The sequence below is a fragment of the Clostridium sp. AF27-2AA genome (assembly GCF_003478505.1).
Classification (GTDB): domain Bacteria; phylum Bacillota; class Clostridia; order Lachnospirales; family Lachnospiraceae; genus Brotaphodocola.
Map to the genome: position 1 here is coordinate 1 of NZ_QUFI01000047.1, position 19,292 is coordinate 19,292.

The 19,292-nt window shown below is 48.6% G+C and carries 17 protein-coding genes, 1 tRNA gene and 1 other annotated feature; of the genes, 1 reads left to right on the forward strand and 17 read right to left on the reverse strand.

Features of this window, described 5'->3' with window-relative positions:
* Nucleotides 1-40 precede the first annotated feature (40 nt).
* The 4 genes from DWY84_RS15970 to DWY84_RS15985 all read right to left on the reverse strand — a co-directional run bounded on the left by DWY84_RS15970 (nucleotide 41) and on the right by DWY84_RS15985 (nucleotide 5,699).
* Complete coding sequence (locus DWY84_RS15970; RefSeq protein ID WP_118534302.1) at nucleotides 41-1,975, reverse strand: diguanylate cyclase; 1,935 nt, start codon at nucleotides 1,973-1,975, stop codon at nucleotides 41-43.
* Nucleotides 1,976-2,149: 174 nt separating this feature from the next.
* On the reverse strand, nucleotides 2,150-2,926 hold the full coding sequence (gene trpA / locus DWY84_RS15975; RefSeq protein WP_118534303.1) for a tryptophan synthase subunit alpha: 777 nt from the start codon (nucleotides 2,924-2,926) through the stop codon (nucleotides 2,150-2,152).
* Nucleotides 2,919-4,103 (reverse strand): tryptophan synthase subunit beta, encoded by a 1,185-nt coding sequence (gene trpB, locus DWY84_RS15980; RefSeq protein ID WP_118534304.1) that lies wholly within the window; start codon nucleotides 4,101-4,103, stop codon nucleotides 2,919-2,921. Before trpB ends, trpA begins: the two co-directional genes overlap by 8 nt.
* A 70-nt stretch (nucleotides 4,104-4,173) precedes the next feature.
* Nucleotides 4,174-4,465, reverse strand: a binding site (T-box leader).
* Nucleotides 4,466-4,511: 46 nt separating this feature from the next.
* A complete protein-coding gene (locus DWY84_RS15985) occupies nucleotides 4,512-5,699 on the reverse strand; it encodes an MFS transporter (protein WP_118534305.1) in 1,188 nt (395 codons plus the stop codon).
* A 165-nt stretch (nucleotides 5,700-5,864) separates the two neighbouring features.
* On the opposite strand from DWY84_RS15985, the gene DWY84_RS15990 reads away from it, so the two are divergent.
* The gene (locus tag DWY84_RS15990) at nucleotides 5,865-6,755 is read left to right on the forward strand and encodes an AraC family transcriptional regulator (protein ID WP_118534306.1); all 891 of its coding nucleotides are present in this window, start codon (nucleotides 5,865-5,867) and stop codon (nucleotides 6,753-6,755) included.
* Between the two features lie 3 nt (nucleotides 6,756-6,758).
* Here DWY84_RS15990 and fsa read toward each other — a convergent pair whose 3' ends face one another.
* The 13 genes from fsa to DWY84_RS16060 all read right to left on the reverse strand — a co-directional run bounded on the left by fsa (nucleotide 6,759) and on the right by DWY84_RS16060 (nucleotide 19,197).
* Entirely contained in the window at nucleotides 6,759-7,412 is a 654-nt protein-coding gene (gene fsa / locus DWY84_RS15995; RefSeq protein ID WP_118534307.1) for a fructose-6-phosphate aldolase, read from the reverse strand.
* Nucleotides 7,413-7,537: 125 nt separating this feature from the next.
* A complete protein-coding gene (locus DWY84_RS16000) occupies nucleotides 7,538-8,233 on the reverse strand; it encodes an L-ribulose-5-phosphate 4-epimerase (RefSeq protein WP_118534308.1) in 696 nt (231 codons plus the stop codon).
* A gap of 88 nt (nucleotides 8,234-8,321) precedes the next feature.
* The gene (locus DWY84_RS16005; RefSeq protein WP_118534309.1) at nucleotides 8,322-9,938 is read right to left on the reverse strand and encodes an FGGY-family carbohydrate kinase; all 1,617 of its coding nucleotides are present in this window, start codon (nucleotides 9,936-9,938) and stop codon (nucleotides 8,322-8,324) included.
* A 227-nt stretch (nucleotides 9,939-10,165) separates the two neighbouring features.
* Nucleotides 10,166-11,422 (reverse strand): NlpC/P60 family protein, encoded by a 1,257-nt coding sequence (locus DWY84_RS16010; protein WP_118534310.1) that lies wholly within the window; start codon nucleotides 11,420-11,422, stop codon nucleotides 10,166-10,168.
* Nucleotides 11,422-12,786: a hypothetical protein gene (locus tag DWY84_RS16015; RefSeq protein WP_118534311.1), complete on the reverse strand. Its 1,365-nt coding sequence runs from the start codon at nucleotides 12,784-12,786 to the stop codon at nucleotides 11,422-11,424. Before DWY84_RS16015 ends, DWY84_RS16010 begins: the two co-directional genes overlap by 1 nt.
* 134 nt (nucleotides 12,787-12,920) lie before the next feature.
* A complete protein-coding gene (locus DWY84_RS16020) occupies nucleotides 12,921-13,472 on the reverse strand; it encodes an ABC transporter substrate-binding protein (protein WP_118534312.1) in 552 nt (183 codons plus the stop codon).
* Nucleotides 13,473-13,496: 24 nt separating this feature from the next.
* Nucleotides 13,497-14,234 (reverse strand): creatininase family protein, encoded by a 738-nt coding sequence (locus DWY84_RS16025; protein WP_243024898.1) that lies wholly within the window; start codon nucleotides 14,232-14,234, stop codon nucleotides 13,497-13,499.
* A 208-nt stretch (nucleotides 14,235-14,442) separates the two neighbouring features.
* On the reverse strand, nucleotides 14,443-15,102 hold the full coding sequence (locus DWY84_RS16030) for a GntR family transcriptional regulator (RefSeq protein ID WP_118534313.1): 660 nt from the start codon (nucleotides 15,100-15,102) through the stop codon (nucleotides 14,443-14,445).
* A 535-nt stretch (nucleotides 15,103-15,637) separates the two neighbouring features.
* Entirely contained in the window at nucleotides 15,638-16,672 is a 1,035-nt protein-coding gene (locus DWY84_RS16040; protein ID WP_118534315.1) for an NrtA/SsuA/CpmA family ABC transporter substrate-binding protein, read from the reverse strand.
* A gap of 17 nt (nucleotides 16,673-16,689) precedes the next feature.
* Nucleotides 16,690-17,406 (reverse strand): ABC transporter ATP-binding protein, encoded by a 717-nt coding sequence (locus DWY84_RS16045; protein WP_118534316.1) that lies wholly within the window; start codon nucleotides 17,404-17,406, stop codon nucleotides 16,690-16,692.
* A complete protein-coding gene (locus tag DWY84_RS16050; RefSeq protein ID WP_118534317.1) occupies nucleotides 17,393-18,163 on the reverse strand; it encodes an ABC transporter permease in 771 nt (256 codons plus the stop codon). Before DWY84_RS16050 ends, DWY84_RS16045 begins: the two co-directional genes overlap by 14 nt.
* Complete coding sequence (locus tag DWY84_RS16055) at nucleotides 18,160-18,885, reverse strand: hypothetical protein (protein WP_147354311.1); 726 nt, start codon at nucleotides 18,883-18,885, stop codon at nucleotides 18,160-18,162. Before DWY84_RS16055 ends, DWY84_RS16050 begins: the two co-directional genes overlap by 4 nt.
* Nucleotides 18,886-19,125: 240 nt before the next feature.
* Nucleotides 19,126-19,197, reverse strand: a tRNA-Glu gene (locus DWY84_RS16060).
* Between the last annotated feature and the right edge of the window lie 95 nt (nucleotides 19,198-19,292).

Consider the following 19,292-nt stretch of genomic DNA (forward strand, 5'->3'; position numbering starts at 1 on the left):
GCCTGCTTCGGACCTTTCGCAACTATTCTTAAATTGAAATTCACTGAATCTCCAGCATTTTCTGTTTGATCTTCTGCTCAATCTCCATGAAGCACTCGATCAAGATCGGGTTAAAGATTCCGCATTCACCGCCGAGGATCATCTCAATGGTACGCTCATGGGTGAAGCCCTTCTTGTAGGCTCGCTCGCTGATGAGGGCATCGTAGACATCCGCCAGGGATACGATCTGGGCGGAAATCGGGATCTCATCTCCCACCAGTCCGTCCGGGTACCCGCTGCCATCGTACCGCTCATGATGCCAGCGGCAGATCTGATAGGCAATATGGATCAGCGGTTCCTCTTTATAGCGCTCCATCTTGCTCAGCATAGAGGCGCCGATCAGTGTATGTTTTTTCATCTCATTAAATTCTTCTACGGTCAGTCTTCCCGGCTTGTTCAGGATTTTTTCGTCAATCCCAATCTTTCCGATATCGTGGAAGGACGATGCAATAAAGATCATCTGACACAGCTCCGGTGTCAGGCGGTATCTGTCGGTCTTTTTCAGGATTTCCTCCAGAAGCATCTCCGTCAGCACTTTGATATGAAGCACATGCAGTCCGCTCTCACCGTTTCTGAATTCCACGATCTGGCTTAAGATTTCTATCATCATCTGATTGTTCTTTTCCTTCTCGTGGATCTGGTCGGACACAAGCGCAGTCAGACGGCGCTGCTTTGCGTATAGCTTTATGGTGTTAAATACCCGCTGGCGGACCACATGATTATCAAATGGTCTGCTGATATAGTCCGCTACTCCAAGCTGGAACGCCCGGCGGATACAGGCGTCAGACTCCTCACTGGAAATCATGATGACCGGAATATCTTCAATCCACCGGTTCCGGTTCATGTACGTCAGTACCTCAAAGCCGTCTATGACCGGCATGACAATATCAAGAAGAACCGCTGAAATTGCTTTTCCGTACTGCATCAAAAGCTCCAGGCACACCATTCCGTTCTCAGCTACAATGATGTCAAAATCATCCTCCAGCATGGTGATCAGGATTTCCCGGTTCATCTCAGAATCATCTACTACAAGAATTTTCTGTTTATGGACATCTTTGCCGCCCGAATTCAGTCCGTGCCCCTCCCGTCCCATCACAACCTTATTTTTGTCGTTCTTTGCCTGATACATAAAATGATCTGCTCTGGCAACAGCAGCTTCAATTTTTTCATTCTGGCAAAGGGTAGCGCCTACGCTGATGGAAATCTGCAGCTTCGTGTACCCCGGGATATTGGCCTCATGTACCCGCTGCTTAATTGTCTGAAGCTTTTTATGAAAAACCTCCTCCGTGACATCTGGCATCACGAGCAGAAATTCATCACCGCCAAACCGTACCAGGTAGTCTGATTTGCGCGTGTTCTTTCGGATCACATCTGCAACCGTATACAGAGTCATATCGCTTGCCTTATGTCCGTATGTATCATTATAGAGCTTAAAGTCGTCCAGATCAATCAGGGCAATTCCGGCAGTCCACTCAAGCGCTTTCATCTCATCCTCATAATAGCGGCGGTTATAAGCGTCCGTAATGACATCCTTGTAAAGTTTATCATCATAATGAACAAACAGATCCACAAGCTTTTCATGGTTCAGCTGACCAAACGACCATTCATGATCCAGACGGCGGATAAGCTCCATCACATATTCTTTTCCGCCAATCTTAACATAACGGGCGATCAGCTGGTAAAGGCTGCTGTCAAAAACTTCCAGCTTTCCGCGTTCCGTTCTGCTGATGGCTGCATTTGCAACTACGCAGTTCTGACAATGCTGCTCCATCTCCGGGAAATTGCAGTCCCCGCACGTATCCTGATATTCTCTGCAGGACTCCCGGATATGGTCTGAATCTTCAACCGGGAACAGCCGTACTGCATGAAACACCTTTTTGAAATTTTCTATTTCTTTTTCGGCCTGTCTGACCGTCATCTTTTCGTCTGCTGCCATATGTGCTTCTCTTTCCTGTTTGCCGGATCTGCATCCATTATTTTTCTATTTGCGTTTCATAATACATCTATGATACCATTTTATATGAAAAATAACAACTCGATAATCCGTCATATTCCGGCACAATCTGGCAAATTGTATTGCCGTTCATACATTGTGCAGACCACAAACCGCTTATTTCCGATGAACCGCCTCGCACATATCCTTCACATAAGCTTTGACCTGATCCGGCGCATCAGCGCCATACTCTTTACAGAGCTTTACGATAGCCGATCCCACAATGGCACCGTCGGAAAGTCCTGCCATCCGTGCAGCCTGATCCGGAGTAGAGATACCAAAGCCTACCGCGCACGGAATATCTTTTACTTTCTTTACCAGCTTCACCATAGCTCCGATATCGGTGGTGATCTCGCTCCGCATTCCTGTTACCCCGAGGGAAGATACACAGTAAACGAATCCGCTTGCCTCCTTCGCGATCATGCGGATACGGTCATGGGAGGTCGGCGCTATGAGGGAGATCAGATCCAGGCCATATTTACGGCAGACACAGTCAAACTCTTCCTTCTCTTCAAACGGAACATCCGGAAGGATCAGACCGTCCATGCCGATTTCCGCTGCCTTTTTCACAAAACGCTCTGTCCCATAGGAGAAAACGACATTTGCGTAAGTCATGAATACCATCGGAATCTTTGTATTTTTCCGGATTTTCACAACCATATCAAATATTTTATCGGTAGTGACACCGCCGGATAATGCGCGGATGTTTGCTTCCTGGATTACCGGACCTTCCGCAGTCGGATCCGAAAACGGAATGCCAAGCTCAATTAAATCTGCGCCAGCCTCTTCCATGGCATAAACAATCTTTTCCGTTGCCTCTAAGGACGGATCTCCGCAGGTGATGAACGGGATAAATGCTTTTCCTTTTTCAAATGCCTTTGCGATATTACTCATGTAAGTCCTCCCCTCTGTATCTCGCTACGGATACACAGTCTTTATCTCCTCTTCCGGATACGTTTACAACAATGATCTTATCTTTTTTCATAGTCGGTGCCAGCTTCATGGCATACGCGATCGCGTGGGCGCTCTCGATAGCCGGGATGATTCCCTCAGTCCGTGACAGATACTCAAAGGCCTCCACAGCCTCTTCATCGGTAATGGCTACATACCGGGCACGCCCTGCGTCAAACAGTGCCGCGTGCTCCGGTCCGATACCCGGATAATCCAGTCCGGCAGAGATGGAATATACCGGAGCGATCTGACCGTATTCATCCTGGCAGAAGTAGGATTTCATGCCATGGAAGATACCAAGGCGGCCGGTGGCAATGGTAGCGGCCGTCTCCGCGGTGTTGACGCCCCGTCCTGCTGCCTCACAGCCGATCAGCTGTACCTCCTTGTCTTCAATGAAGTTATAGAAGGCACCGATGGCATTGGAACCGCCGCCTACACAAGCCAGCACGGCATCCGGAAGCCTGCCTTCCTTCTCAATCATCTGCGCCTTGATCTCTTTGGAGATAACAGACTGGAAATCTCTTACGATGGTCGGGAAGGGATGCGGTCCCATGCAGGATCCCAGTACATAGTGGGTATCCTCAATGCGGTTGGTCCACTCCCTCATAGTCTCAGATACAGCGTCCTTTAAGGTTCCGGTTCCGGAGGTTACGGCATGTACCCTGGCTCCCAGAAGGCGCATCCGGTATACGTTTAATGCCTGACGTTCGGTATCTTCCTTTCCCATAAAGACCTCACATTCCATTCCCATGAGGGCTGCTACCGTTGCGGTAGCCACGCCATGCTGTCCGGCTCCGGTCTCGGCAATCACTCTGGTCTTTCCCATTTTCTTTGCCAGGAGCATCTGACCGATAACGTTGTTGATCTTGTGGGCACCGGTGTGGTTCAGATCCTCACGCTTTAAGTAGATTTTTGCTCCGCCCAGATCCTTTGTCATACGCTCCGCATAGTAAAGTCGGGACGGTCTGCCCGCATATTCATTGAGCAGCGCCGTCAGCTCCCGGTTAAATTCCGGGTCATCCTTATAACGGTTATATGCTTCTTCCAGTTCGATCACTGCATTCATTAGAGTTTCCGGAATGTACTGACCTCCATGAATTCCAAATCTGCCTTTGCTCATAGTGTTTCCTCCTCATAGTTGAATTTTCCCGAAAGAAAATGAAAAATCCCGGCATAACGTTTTCACGCCATGCCGGGACGAATGTGATCGTGGTGCCACCCGATTTTTACAGAAAAGAAAAAGCAGATATCCCACATCGGAATATCTGCCACCAAGCTGTCTCATATCCAGGTACGGAAAACTGTAACTCCTGTTTTCGATACCCGTATCCATTAACGCTGGAACACGGCCTCAGCTACTTACAAAGCGTTCGCCTGGCGTCTCACAAACCCATTCCAAAAGAAGCTTCATGCTGCCTTCCACCAACCGGCAGCTCTCTGTGATGTCACCTCAGATGTACTCTCTTTGATCATCGACTTTCGAATGTTTATTTGACTGGTTTTAAATTAGCACAGAGTAAAGAATCTGTCAACTGCTAATTTTATCTTTTTTTGTTTCAAACTTCGCTCCGGTCAAAAGCAAAACCGGAAAAATCAAAGCTGCCAGAATTCCTATCTTTAAATTTCCCTTACACATTCCGGATACCATTCCAACCAGAGTCGGGCCTCCTGAGCAGCCGATATCCCCTCCTAAAGCCAGAAGCGCAAACAAAGCAGTTCCTCCTGCCGGCAGCGCCTTTGATGCTCTGGAAAAGGTTCCGGGCCACATGATTCCAACAGACAGACCGCACAGAGCGCATCCAGCCAGACTTAAAACCGGAACCGGCATAAATACCAGGCACAGATAGGATAAGATACACAGCACGCTGCTAACAGCCATGAAACGATCCAGATTTATTTTTTCTCCATAGTTCCCATAAAAAGCGCGGGAAGCTCCCATCAGGACAGCAAATGCCATAGGTCCCGCCAGGTCTCCTGCTGTTTTAGATATTCCAAGTCCTTTTTCCGCAAACAGAGATGCCCACTGGCTGACAGACTGCTCACTGGCACCCGCGCAGATCATCATCACAAATAAAAGCCAGAAGGTACGGTTTTGAAAAAGCGTTCCTATGGTCATTCCCTCTTCTCCTTCCGGAAGTACCGGCGCAATGGGAACTCTGGTAAAGACCAGGGCGTTCAGAATGGGGATCACAGCCCATAAAACCGCCAGAAGTTTCCAGTTTTCAATCCCTGCAAGTTTGAAAAAAATGCTTGAGAAAAGTACCACACCAACATGTCCCCAGCAATAAAAAGAATGCAGCATACTCATGGCCTTTTCTTTGTGTGTGGAGGGACAAGCCTCCACAACAGGGCTTACCAGCACCTCCAGAAGTCCGCCTCCCACAGCGTAAACAATGACCGAAATCAGGATTCCGGCAAATGGGTGTCCCATCCACTCTGGCAATACCGTCAGGCAGATCAGGCCCAGGGCTGACAAAATATGTGCCAGAACCATAGACGCCTGATATCCCATCCGGTCTACAAAAGCAACAGAAAGCAGGTCTGTCAGAAGCTGAATTCCAAAATTAAACGTCACCAGCAGAGTAATCTGCTGCAGCGGAATGTGATACGTACGCTGAAAGGTCAGAAATAAAAGCGGCACAAAGTTATTTACAATGGCCTGGACAATGTAACCAGTAAAGCAGGCCCGCATGGTGCAGTCATAAGAATATTTCATATTCCGTTTCTCCTTTTTATGTTCTACATTGGATTATATCGTAATATTTAAAATATTCATTGGATAAAATCATATATTTATTGTATAATATCACACAACAAATGTATGTAAGCCAACAAGTCAATGACAGCATCCATAATCAATAACCTATGGAAGGAGCCCTTTATGATATCTTCATGCAAAACAGTAATCCAGACAGACGAATTCTTCCGTGAAACCAGCCCGCACGGAAATCTCCAGTATCCTTTTGCCTTCTATCTCGAAGATATCTGGGATTTTGACTTTCACCGGATGGACTGGCACTGGCATCCGGAGCTTGAGTTTCTTGTGGTTCAGAAAGGCACCATTCACTGTTCAGTCGGAATCCGGCAATTTGATCTGGAACAGGGATATGGCCTGTTTATCAATCGCAGTATTCTTCACCGGTTTGAAGCAGACAATCATGCCATTATCCCCAACATTGTGTTTTCTCCTGTTTTTCTCGCCGCCGAGCAGACTGGGATTTATCAAGATTTCATTCACCCTCTTGTAAATGCTGCAATTCCTTTTCAGATATTTTCTCCGGAAGTTTCATGGCAAAAGAACATACTGGACAATCTGGATTCTGTTTTTGAACTTCAGAAACAGCCGTCTTCATCCAGGCTTCTGACTATAAGCCTTCTTTTTCATTTATGGAATACTCTGTTTGAACATTTACAGGATATATCCGGAACTTCTGTCAGACGCACAGACATGGCCCAGACAAAACTGCAGCTCATGATGCAGTACATACAGGATCACTTTCGTGAGCCCCTCTCCCTGGACGAGATATCCGCGTCAGCTTCCGTAAGCAAAAGCAGAGCGCTTCAGATTTTTCAGGACTATATTCAGGTTTCTCCCATTGCCTATCTGATCTCCTACCGGCTGCAGCACGCGGCTTTTCTGCTCTCAGAAACAGAAAAACCCATTTCCTCCATTGCGGAAGAAACAGGTTTTTCTGATTCCGGTTATTTTTGCCGGACATGGAAAAAGCATTACGGTATGACGCCGAAGGAATATCGAGATTCACACCGGTAAACTTTACTCTCCAAATACAGCCTTGTAGTCTGCCTGGAATTTTGCAATACCCTGATCAGTCAGCGGGTGCTTGGTCATCTGCTCTAATACCTTGTACGGTACGGTTGCGATGTCAGCGCCAGCCTTTGCACAGTCAATGACATGGATCGGGTTACGGATGCTTGCCGCGATGATCTCAGTCTGGATGTCATGCATCATGAAGATCTCGGTGATCTCGTTGATCAGATCAATACCCGGCATAGAGATGTCGTCCAGTCTGCCCAGGAACGGGGAAACGTAGGTTGCGCCTGCTCTTGCAGCCAAGAGTGCCTGTGCTGCGGAGAAGATCAGGGTTACGTTGGTCTTGATGCCCTCTGCATGCAGAACCTTAACAGCCTTTAAGCCCTCTACGGTCATCGGGATCTTAACAACCATATTCAGATGGATGGCTGCGATCTCACGGCCCTCTTTGATCATGCCCTCTGCGTCGGTGGTGGTAGCCTTTACCTCACCGCTGATCGGTCCGTCTACGATGGAAGCGATTTCTGCGATAACCTGATTAAAGTCACGGCCCTCTTTTGCGATCAGGGACGGGTTGGTGGTAACGCCACAGATAATGCCCATGTCGTTTGCTTTGCGGATCTCATCTACATTTGCGGTATCTACGAAAAATTTCATGATTTAAAATTCCCCCTTGGATTAATTATTCTATGGAAATTGTAAGCCCTGTCTACATATTTTGCAAACAGATTTTACTTTTTCACACAATTTTGTCACAGTTCATACAACTGCAACGGATTTTGTTACTTGTTCTGTCCGTAGTATGCGTTCGGGCCATGCTTTCTTAAGAAATGCTTGTCCTGCATACACTGCGGTGTGCGGTTGTCCGCGTTCGGATTGATGAGCTCGGTCATGAAGTTCATCTTGGCAACCTCCTCCAGAACCACTGCGTTGTGAACAGCCTCTGCCGCATTCTTACCCCAGGTGAACGGGCCATGGTTCTTGCAGAGCACAGCCGGAACATATATCGGGTTTTTGCCCTTGAACGTCTCTACAATGACAAGACCGGTGTTCTTCTCATAGCCTTCCTCAATCTCCTCTGCAGTTAAGTTTCTTGCGCACGGAATCTCGCCGTAAAAGTAATCAGCGTGAGTAGTTCCGTAGCACGGAAGGCCTCTGCCCGCCTGCGCCCATGCGGTTGCGTGCGGAGAATGGGTGTGAACAATGCCGCCAATCTCCGGGAATGCCTTATAAAGCTCCACGTGAGTCGGAGTATCGGAAGACGGGTTCATGGTTCCCTCTACCCGGTTTCCGTTCAAATCCATGACAACCATATCCTCCGGTTTTAACAGATCATAATCCACACCGCTCGGCTTGATCACGAACAGGCCGCTCTCCCGGTCAATTCCGCTGACGTTACCCCAGGTGTAGGTAATCAGGCCGCGCCTCGGCAGCTCCATATTTGCTTCATATACCTGCTGTTTTAATGCTTCCAGCATACTGCGATTCCTCCCTTATTTCTGTTTTATTTCAGCAGCGCCGCGGATGTCCTGGTCAGTTCCACTTTCATCCGCAGCACACAGTTTTTTATGCGTTCTCCGGCATACTTTCTACAGCTGCCCGCTCGATCGGCAGACCTGCGTGATAGCGTACCATAAACTCGTCGAAGCCCTTCACATCCTCTGCATCCGGCTCCATGACAGTTCCGTGCTGGCCGCCGAATACCTTCTTCTCCAGGTAAGCGTCCAGAGTCTCGCCATCTTCCTTCCATACACGGTAAGCGGCAAGAAGTGCTGCGCCCCATGCGCCGCCCTCTCCTGCGGTCTCCATGACCTCAACCGGGACACCGGCTGCGGCTGCCATGATCTTCTGGCCTACGCCTTTGGTCTTAAACAGGCCGCCGTGTCCAAGGAGGACATCCAGCTTTACCTGTTCATCACGGAACAGGATATCCAGACCAGTCTTTAACGCGCCAAGGGAGGTATACAAATGGGTTCTCATAAAGTTTGCCAGATTGAATTTATCATCCGGACGGCGTACGAACAGCGGGCGTCCCTCTTCAAAACCGGTGATGTGTTCGCCAGAGAAGTAGTTGTATGCCAGCAGGCCGCCACAGTCCTTGTCTCCCTCTAATGCCTTATTGTAAAGGACACCGAACAGGCGGTTCATGTCAACCTCCATGCCCATGCTCTCCATAAACTCTCTGAACAGACCGACCCATGCGTTTAAGTCGGAGGTGCAGTTATTGCAGTGTACCATGCCTACCAGGTCGCCGGCTGGTGTGGTAACCAGGTCAATCTCCGGATGAACCTTCTTCAATTCTTTTTCCAGAACTACCATGGCAAACACGCTGGTGCCTGCGGATACGTTTCCGGTACGGACCTTTACGCTGTTGGTGGCAGTCATGCCGGTACCAGCGTCGCCCTCCGGCGGACACATCGGAATGCCAGCCTCCAGATTGCCGCTTACATCAAGCAGTTTTGCTCCCTCTGCAGTTAAGCTGCCCGCGTCCTCGCCTGCCACCAGGGCCTTCGGCAGAATGTCGCGCAGCTTCCAGGAATACCCCTTGTCTGCCACCAGAGCGTCAAACTTCTCTACCATCTTCTGGTCAAAGTCATGGTTGTGGATGTCTACCGGGAACATACCGGCTACATCACCGATACCAAGCACCTTCTGGCCGGTGAGTTTCCAGTGTACATAACCCTCCAGGGTGATCATATAGTCAATATCCGGTACATGAGCTTCTCCGTTTAAAATCGCCTGATACAGATGGGCGATGCTCCAGCGCTGCGGGATCGGATACGCAAACAGCTCCGTCAGCTTCTCAGATGCCTCTGCGGTAATGGTATTTCTCCAGGTGCGGAACGGAACCAGAAGCTCCCCGGATTTGTCAAATACCATATAGCCGTGCATCATGGCGCTGATGCCGATGCCGCCGACCGCATGCAGGTTCTCGCCGTACTGGCTCTTTACATCCTCTGCCAGCTTTGCGTAGGCGTCCTGGATGCCGGTCCAGATATCCTCCAGCGTATAAGTCCAGATGCCGTCTGTCAGGCGGTTCTCCCAGTCATGGGCACCGGACGCGATGGGCGTATGATCCTCCCCTACTAAAACAGCTTTGATTCGGGTGGAACCGAACTCGATGCCGAGAGCGGTCTTCTTTTCCCGGATCCACTGTGCGATGGTTTCTTTGTTTGCACTCATGCGTATGATCCTCCTTGCATTTTATAAAGCCATTTTACTACTTTTCCACAAAATTGTCTTGTGTTTTGCGGCTGTTTTTTATATTTCTGTCACAATGTTGTACTTTCTTTCGCAAAACAGCAAAATCCTGTCATGTGTTTTTGGCTGGATTTTGTCGAATATTGCCAGTTGTTTCTGGTAATCATTTCTTTCTGTGTAATCTATTTTAAATACAAATTTTTCAGCCATCATATGATCCGCCGCACGCTTAAGATCGTGCGGTAAGCCGCATAACTGGTAATAATGCCGTTTCTGGAATTGCTGGCATGGACAATCTGTCCGTCTCCAATGTAAATACCGATGTGCCCCGCATAGCAGATCAGGTCCCCCGGTTCCGCATCGGAAAACGCGACTTCCACACCGGCTGAGCGCTGCTCTGCAGAGGTGCGCGGAAGCGTTATGCCAAAATGCTTATAGACACTCTGGACAAATCCGGAACAGTCCGCGCCGTTTGTCAGGCTGGTTCCGCCCCATACATAAGGATTCCCCAGAAAAGAAAGTCCGTAATCCGCAATTTTTCGGCCGCGTTCGGTTCCTCCCATACTCTTTGTCATGCCGGTGGAAGGTCCTGATGCCGGACCATCCTGATTTCCTGTCCTGTTTCCGGAACCGGGACCTTGTCCAGCCTTGCCATTATCAGCCGCAAGCGCATTCTCCAGCTTTCGGATTTCCTGATTCTGCTCTTCCACAAGTTTTACGTAGGCATTTGCCCGGGCTTTTGCATCTTCCATTTGTTTCGCAAACTGACGCGCATTCTTTCGGCTCTCCCTGAGGGTCATCTCCAGCGTTTCCTGCTGGCTTTTCTGTTCCTCCTTCATCGTTTCCAGCTCCGCTTCCCGGTTCATGGATTCTTCCTGCTTTTCATGGGCCAGATTCTTGGTGTTCTGGTATTCCTCCAGCTTTTTCCGGTCATATTTGTAAAGGGCCTGCACGTATTCCCTGCGGTTAAACAGACTGGATAAGGTCCGGGCACCCAGAAACATATCCAGATATCCCTCCCGCTTATTTTCATACAAAAAGCGGATCCGCTCTTTCATAGCCTGATACTGCTCCTGTTCCTTCCGCGCTGCCTCGTCACGCTCCTTTTTTGCCCTGGCAAGATTCTGTTTTTCTGTATCAATTTCCTGTTTTAACAATTCCTGCTCAGCAAGAAGTCCGGATAATTCTTTTATCAGCGCATCGGCCTTCACCGTTTCTTCTTTCTGGCTCTTTGCTGCCTCCTGCACCTTTTTGTCAGCCTCTTCTTTCTGCCTTCTGGCTTCTTCCCACTTCTGCCTCGCTTCCTCTAGCTGTCCGGCTGTCTGAGGTGTCTGCACCAGGAAGCGTCCCGGCTCCAAACCATTTCCGGGCCTTGCAGACGCCTCAGCCGGAACTGTCAGCACCACAACTACTGCTAAAGCTGTAAGTACTGCCGACATCCCCTTTAGAATCCGGTCCATCCGCATTATGCCTCTGCCTCCGCAGCCTGGGCTTTTTTGTCTTCGGATACTTCTTTTTTCCCTAATGCTTTTTTTTCTGCGTCCTCCTGTTTTGCTTCTTCCGTTTGTTTTGCTTCTTCCGTTTGTTTTTTTTCTTCCGCCTGTTTTGTTTCTTCCATTTGTTTTACTTCTTCCGCTTGTTTTGCTTCCTCCGCCTGTTTTTCTTCCGCCGCCTGTTTTGCCGCAGCAGCCTCTGCTGCTCTGACCGCAAGCATCTTGCGCGTTTTTTCCGGACTTTCCAGCATAAGCGCCTGCAATTCCCGAACATAACCACTTAAGTTCTGATTGTTTTCCTCCATGGCTTTGCGGATTCCTCTTACCAGCTTCTGCCTGGATGTTTCTTCGTTTCCCTGCTGTACCGGATTTGCTTTTTCATAAGCAGACAGTGCTGTATCCAGGGCTTTATATTCCGCAGAATCCTCCTGCCGAAGTTCAAAATTACGGTATGCCGCGAAGGAATCCACACTAGCCCGCTTTCCAAAGTCCAGATAACGCTTCAGCGTCTCCTGCACCTTCTTTAATTCCCGCGGGGAAAACATGGATACCTCCTGTTCCATCTGCCGGCTTAACTGCTCCAGTCCATAAATGCTGTGAAAAAGCCCATACTGTGCCTGCCGCAGCGGCGTGCTTTCTTTTATAAGGGCCTGCTGCGTTCCATTTTCACCAGTCTGCGCGTTTCCCTCTTCTCTGCCATTTGCATTTCCATATCCGGTTTTTTTTATGATCTGGCGAATCTTAAAGGCAAATTTCAGCCGCCGGAATCCTTCCTCTGTCAAACCCGTGCTTTTTGCCGTTTCGTCCTGCAGGGAAAACTGGTCTGAAAAGATCATGCGGGAAATCCGTGCTACCTCCTTCACCGGTTCTCCGGTTTTCGGATCCCGCATTTTCCCGGTCAGTTTTTCAATCATATAGCTCTCCGCCGCATCCAGCACATTCTGAAGCGCTGCTGCAGCTGCCGGACTGTCCGCTCCTTCCCGGAGCAGCGCAGACTGATAAGCTTTCAGCCGGTCCGCGATCCGTTTAAACTCCGAAGAAGAAAAGATCGTTTTTTCTTTTTCCACAGCCTCCAGGGCCACCTGAATCCTGGCGTTCCGGACCATCTCTCCGTGATATGGAACCATGAGCTGGTCTGTTTCTTCTTCCTCCAGGACTTCCTGGATCAGATTCATGGTCTCTCCGTATTGATGAACCGCTTCTGTATACGCCTGCGCCTCGGTCAGACACTCCCGCAAGCTCTCTGTCACATCCTCTGCCGGCGCGTCTTCCGGCTTATCCGGATTCTGAAGTTTTTGTGCCTCGCCACGTATCCGGTCGAAAAGCCGTTCCCGCACCCTGCTGTAGAGGACATCCTCTTCGTTTGTGTAACGGTCAAACTCTGCCAGATACCCCTTCAGTGCTTTAAATTTTTTCCCTTTCGCAAGCTCAGCCAGTTTTTTTCTTGCCTGGCGGTACTGACTCAGATGGTTCAGATACGTCTAATAGCGGCATATGGATGGAACAGCTTGATATCGATGGTAAAATCATCCACAATCTTAGTATTATCTGCGTCAAATGCCTCATAGGTGGATGCACTGATGGAGGTTGTTTTCGCCTTCTGGATCATAAAAAGAACATCCTTCGCGGTAAACTGTACTCCATTGTGGAAGTAGACATCATCACGGAGTTTCATGCGGAGAGTCAGGTCATCTAACCACTCCCACTCAGTCGCCAGCTCCGGGTCTACGGAACCATCCGGATTTTCGTGAACCAGATGGTTGTACATCTGTCTCTGTACAGCCCAGTTGGTTGCACGGTTGGTTTCCTGCGGATCCATGGAAGTCATATCTTCCACGATGGCACATACCAGAGTATCCTTCGGAGTTCCGGTTTTTGCAGTGTCAGAAGCGGCATCCGTTCCGGCCTCTGCCGATGCAGCCGCGGTGTCCTGGCTGCTGGCTGCATATTTTCCCTTGCAGCCGGTGAGTGCGGTGGATAACATCAGTGCTGCCATCATCATGGCCAGTGTTCTTTTTTTCATAATTTTTCCTCCTCGCTGTCAGACTCACTTAAATTCAAAATTCATATATTCCACAATGCGGTCAACGCATTTGTTTACGATCTTTTCACCTTTCTCTCTCGTACCGATGGTTGCGTCTCCCACGATCGCGTTCGGTGTCTTTTTATCAAAAGGTACATAACGGATTACATCGGAGAAGTCGGTGTATAATTCCTTCGGTGGTTCAATTCTCTGGGCCCGCTCCATATGTACCAGTTCCGGACACAGGTAAAGCATGACGGAGGTTCCGCACTCGCTCGCATGACCGTGTGCCATGTAGCCGCTTAACTCAAATACATCGCCGCCGTTGGTGTTTGTGAATCTCCACCAGTCGATCTGTCCGCATTTGATGTCGTATTTGGTCTGAAACTGTCTTGCGTAGTAGCTGATCGCATCTACGTTTCCCGCATGGCCCGTCACAAACAGAAAATGTTTAAAGCCATATTTTACGAGGTTCTCAAACAGCTCTTTGATGATCAGCTCGAAGGTCGATTTGGAAAATGTAATCGTTCCCGGATAACAAGTAAGGGAATTGGATTCTCCAATCGGAATCATCGGGGCGATCAGTGCTCCCGTTCTCTCTGCGACTCTCTCAGAAATTGCCATAGCAGCGATTGCGTCTGCTCCCATCGGAAGATGAGGACCATAAATCTCACATGCTCCGGTTGGAACAATAATTGTATCGGTCTCTTTTCTCCTCTGGTCAAATTCTGACCAGCTCATCTGGTCCATACGATAAACCATAATTGCGCGCTCCTCTCACAGTATTTTCATTGTTAATACAATCATTTATTAGTTGTGGTAAATGGTAAAAAAAAGACAGAGTACCTCTATTAGCCGACGTCTCTGTCGTATGAAATTAAATTTAAAATTTAATTCAAACTATATATAGCATGTTTGATTTTTATTGTCAATCTGAATTTTTGTTTTAATGTGGTAAAGTGTTACTAACTTAAAGTTTGGAATCCTGCATTTTAGCCGCACTGACAATGCGCTCCATGGAAAGAAAAATATGCTGATGAAGCTCCCGGAGAGCCTGTTCTTTCTGATTCTGAATGATGGCCTCCATCAGATGAATATGCCGGTCATTGGCCTGAATCTGCTGATCCGGCCAGCACTCCACAGCATATTTGATGCCGATAAAGCGGTTCAGCACCGGAATATAGGCCTCATAAAGACAGGTATTTCCGGTCAGGCGCACCAGGCTTCTGTGAAATTCCAGATCTGCCTTTACGCATTCCAGCTCTTCTCCCGATTTCATTTTGCCCCGGCATTCCAGCGCCATATCGTAAAGCTGGCTTAACACGGGATGATTTCCGGAACCCAGATACTGTTCTATTGCATACTGCTCAAACAAATAACGGACCTCACAGATTTCCCGGATCTGCTTTTCATCCGGAACCGGAATAAAATATTTTCCACCGCTGCTCACTTCCAAAATTTTTTCACTGGCCAGGCGCTTTAAGGCCTGGATAACCGGTGTGCGGCTAATCTGAAAAGATTCTGTCAGTGCCGCCGGATCAATTTTCTCTCCGGCATGAAATACACCGTTGTAAAGTTCGTCAATAAACAGGTCATAAACCATCTCATCCAGTCCCCGCTTTAAATTCATACGCCATCTCCCTGTTCCAAATGATTATAATTTACTCACCAATCTAACATATCTCTGCCAGAACGTCAATTTCTATTCTTGTTTTGAAATCAAAAAACGCTGAGTCTTTTTATATAAAGCAATCCTACATCGACAGTAACGGAAAATCTACCTCTCGGACAATCCGCAAACTTGGAACATTAAAAGAATTGTTAGTTGAACATGGTCCCACCAGAGACGATGTTATGGCCTGGGCAAAATGTGATCTGATTCAGTCAGAGCTATATCGCAATTTCCTGATCTGTTTTCTGGCACCGTTCATTTATCGTCTGCTCGAAAAAAAGCTCGAGCGGAAATATACATGTGAAGAATTATTGTCAACATTGGTAGAATAAGGCTTTCAGCGGTGTTTTGATAAATTTGACTGTCAAAGATGGGATATTAACCCATTCTGTCTAAAACCGCAAGAAAGTTTCACCATCAAGAAAGGGCAGGCTTACCATAGTCTCTCCCCTATGGCAGCCTGCCTTTCTTTTCATTTTAATACTTCAATAATTTACTGGATAAACAATGTATTGACATCCAGGGGCTCATCAATCATGCCGGACTCCAGCATAAAATCTGCGGTTTTCTGGAAGCCTTCCTTGTCATCGTCGCTGATGTCCAGGGAGAAATCGTAGTAGCCGTACATATCTTTGACAGCTTCCTCATCCAGATCCAGTTCCTTGGCCACGATACTTATGGTCTTGTCTGGATTCTCTTTCATGAAGTCCGCGATCTCCTGCTGGGACTTCTCAAGCTGTGCAATTACCTCCGGATGCTCATCATAGAACTTCTGAGTAGTTGCCACTGCGATAATGGCTTTGATGAGGCCCTCGCCGTCGATTACCTTGTGGCAGCCCTGCTTCTCTGCGTTGTAAGCAGCTGCGCCTGCCAGTAAAGCTACATCTACGCTGCCGCCGTCCAGACCGGCTTTTGCGTCCGGAATGCTCATATTCACGTAATTGACATCATCCAGGGTCATATCCGCCTGTGCCAGATAAGATACTAACAGCTCATGCAGGTTGGTTCCGGTCGGGCCTGCAATGGTCTTGCCTTTTAAGCTCTCCGGGCTGGTTAAGGTGTCATCCTTGGAGTACATGCAGAATGCCTTCGGGGAACGGCTGTACATGTTTAATACTTTAATATCTGCGCCGTTTGCTGCAGACAGGATCACAGAAGTTGCTCCTACCGCGTACAGAACCTGTACATCACCGGATGCCAGAGCCTGAGTCTGGTCTGCGCCGGAAGTCAGCTCCGCATAATCTGTGGTAATTCCCATCTCGCCAAAGTCCTTTGCGAAAATACCCTGATCCTTCTCGATGATGGTCGGTACGTTTAATGGAGAAGTAACGTAGGTAAATACCAGTTTGTCGAGATCAGATTTTGCTGCCTCACTCTCGTTTGCGGTGGTCTCTTCCGCAGAAGTCTCCTCCACGCTGCTCTCTGCCACAGTAGTCTCTGCCTCCGTCTCTTTCTTAGAACTGCCGCATCCGGTCAGGGATGATACGGTCATGCATGCTGCAAGGCCCAGTGCGATCCATTTTCTCATAACTCTTGTTTCCTCCTCTAGTTGATAAAATTTAAGTTGTTTATAATATCCCGTTTCAGGGAAATAAAACCATCGTCCAGGAGATTCCTCTCCTCTGCCGATGTCTTCACCGGATAGACCTTCTTCACCAGTCCCTTTTCAATGACCACGATCCGGTCACCCAGGATCAGGGCCTCATCGATGCTGTGGGTCACAAACAGGATGCTGCTGTGCTTTACCTTCTGCACCCGCAGAAGCTCTTTCTGCATCTGTTCTCTGGTGAAATAATCAAGAGCCGCAAAGGGCTCGTCCATCATGATAAAGTCCGGCTCGTAGGCCAGGGCCCTGGCTATGGCTGCCCGCTGCTTCATACCTCCGGAAAGCTGGGACGGATAGGCTTTCTCAAATCTGGAAAGCCCCACCGTTCCAATAAGGCTCTGGATTTTTTCTTTATCCTGCTCCGCCTTTTTCAGACCAAATACCACATTGTCCCAGACCGTCAGCCAGGGCATCAGACGCGGCTCCTGAAATACAAAAGCCGTCTTATGATTGCCTTCCCACAAAATCTCACCTGAATCAGCCGGTTCCAGGCCGCCGGTCAGCCGCAGAAGCGTCGTCTTACCGCATCCGCTCTGCCCCAGAATCACCGTAATCTGTCCTTGCGGAATATCCAGATCAATGCCATTTAAAACCGGTACATTCCGATCCTCCACCTGATAGGATTTCTGTATATTTTTCAGTTTAATTCCAGCCATTTTCTCCGGATCCTTTCAAGAAGATATTGATGAGCGCACCAAAGATCCGGTCCGTCACATAGCCTACAATTCCAATGACCAGAATGCCCACGATAACCTTATCAGTCCTGGACATCTGCTGGGCAAAGAGAATCATGTGTCCCAGTCCGGTGGACGCCGCCACCATTTCCGCTCCAATGATGGCACGCCAGCTATACCCCAGGCCAATGCGCATACCCACCAGAATATCCGCCATTGCATACGGAAGTACAATACGGAAAAATTTCTGACGCTCGGAATAGCCGAACATGGTGCCGACCTCCAGAAGCTTTTTATCACAGCCCGTAAAGCCCTTCACAATGTTTAAATACATGGGAAAGAAGGAAGCCAGCACAATGATGACGGTCTTCGTAGTCTCTCCAATACCACACCACAAAATCAGAAGCGGAATCATGCTGAGGGGCGGCACATTGCGGAAAAACTGCACCGCATGCTCATAGTAACCGGAAGTTCCCGGAAACAGCGCCCGAAACATGCCAAGCACAAAAGCCAGCACAAAGGCGATGGCAAAGCCCTTGATCACACGCAGAAAGCTGATACAGATGTCTCTTGCCAGTTCCCCGCTCTGCAGCATTTTCAAAAAGCTACGGAATACCTTTTCCGGCGCTGGAAGGACATAGGCACTTAAAATTTCTGCCTTGCAGACCAGATACCAGATTCCAAACACAATAGCCACGCCGGCCAGGGGCTGAGCCCAGGATTTGATTGTCTTATTCATCGTACTCCATCTCCCATATGGCAGCCCTGACGGCAATAGAGAAGTTCCAGGAGCAGCGGACTGCGCTCTGTCCCGGCCGTATCCTCCTTCAACTTCCGTTCTCCTGACTCTGTGTCCTGATTTCCCACACCAGCAATTCCAGCCATCATCCTGTCTGCCGTTTTCTGCGCTTCCGACATTGCCGCGTTCTGCAGATACGCTTCGATTGCTTCCTGTCCGCTCAGACTGAGTACCGGCACTGACAACCCTGTAAAAAATCCCGGTGGAATCGGGCTGGCCTCCGGTGCCGGCTCCAATGTTTCTCCAAGTTCCGAAAGAAAGTCCTTCCAGCTCACAAAACGTGTCCGTGGCAGCTCCAGCGCATTTCCCTTCTCTGCCAGAATCCTGCACGGGGTCGTGATAATTTTTCCCCCATCTGCCAAATCCGAACGCGCACTCAGTTCTCTGGCGCAATGAATCAGGATTGGTTCAATATCAGCCACCTGAATGGAAAGGTTTTCTTCCTCATTATATCGCTCAATCAGATTCACTGCTTCCGGGCACCTGGCATCTGCCACGGTTCCATTGGCTTGCTCCATCCGTTCTTTGTACTTCTCCAGCACCATAGCGCCCCAATCCTCCCGGCAGCGCACTTGCGTGAGCTGATGTTCTGTTAAAATTCGTTTTAAAGCCTGCTCCGATACCATACGTTCTGATACCGGATTAATCCATAGGTATGTCAAATGATTCTCCCTCGCTGTGTTGTCTCTGTTGCCGTTGTTTCCTGTTTCGAACTCTGTAAATTTTTTTACAATTAGCGTTAGCTAACCAATGTCGAATAGCATACCAAACTTGTAGGAACTTGTCAATAGCAGAATTTCTCACTTAGAAAACACTGAGAAACATCCAATGGCGTTCCCACAACTTTCGCAGGATGTCATTTCCTGTAAAAAAAAATCCAGACATCTCTGTCTGGACCAATATGACCTCGCCGGGAATCGAACCCGGGTTTACGCCGTGAGAGGGCGTCGTCTTAACCGCTTGACCACGAGGCCGTATTAAATATATGAGGCATGTACCCTCAAAACCACATATTGAATTTCATCCGTTTTTCTTACCTAAACCGTCTTGGTTAAGCCCTCGACCTATT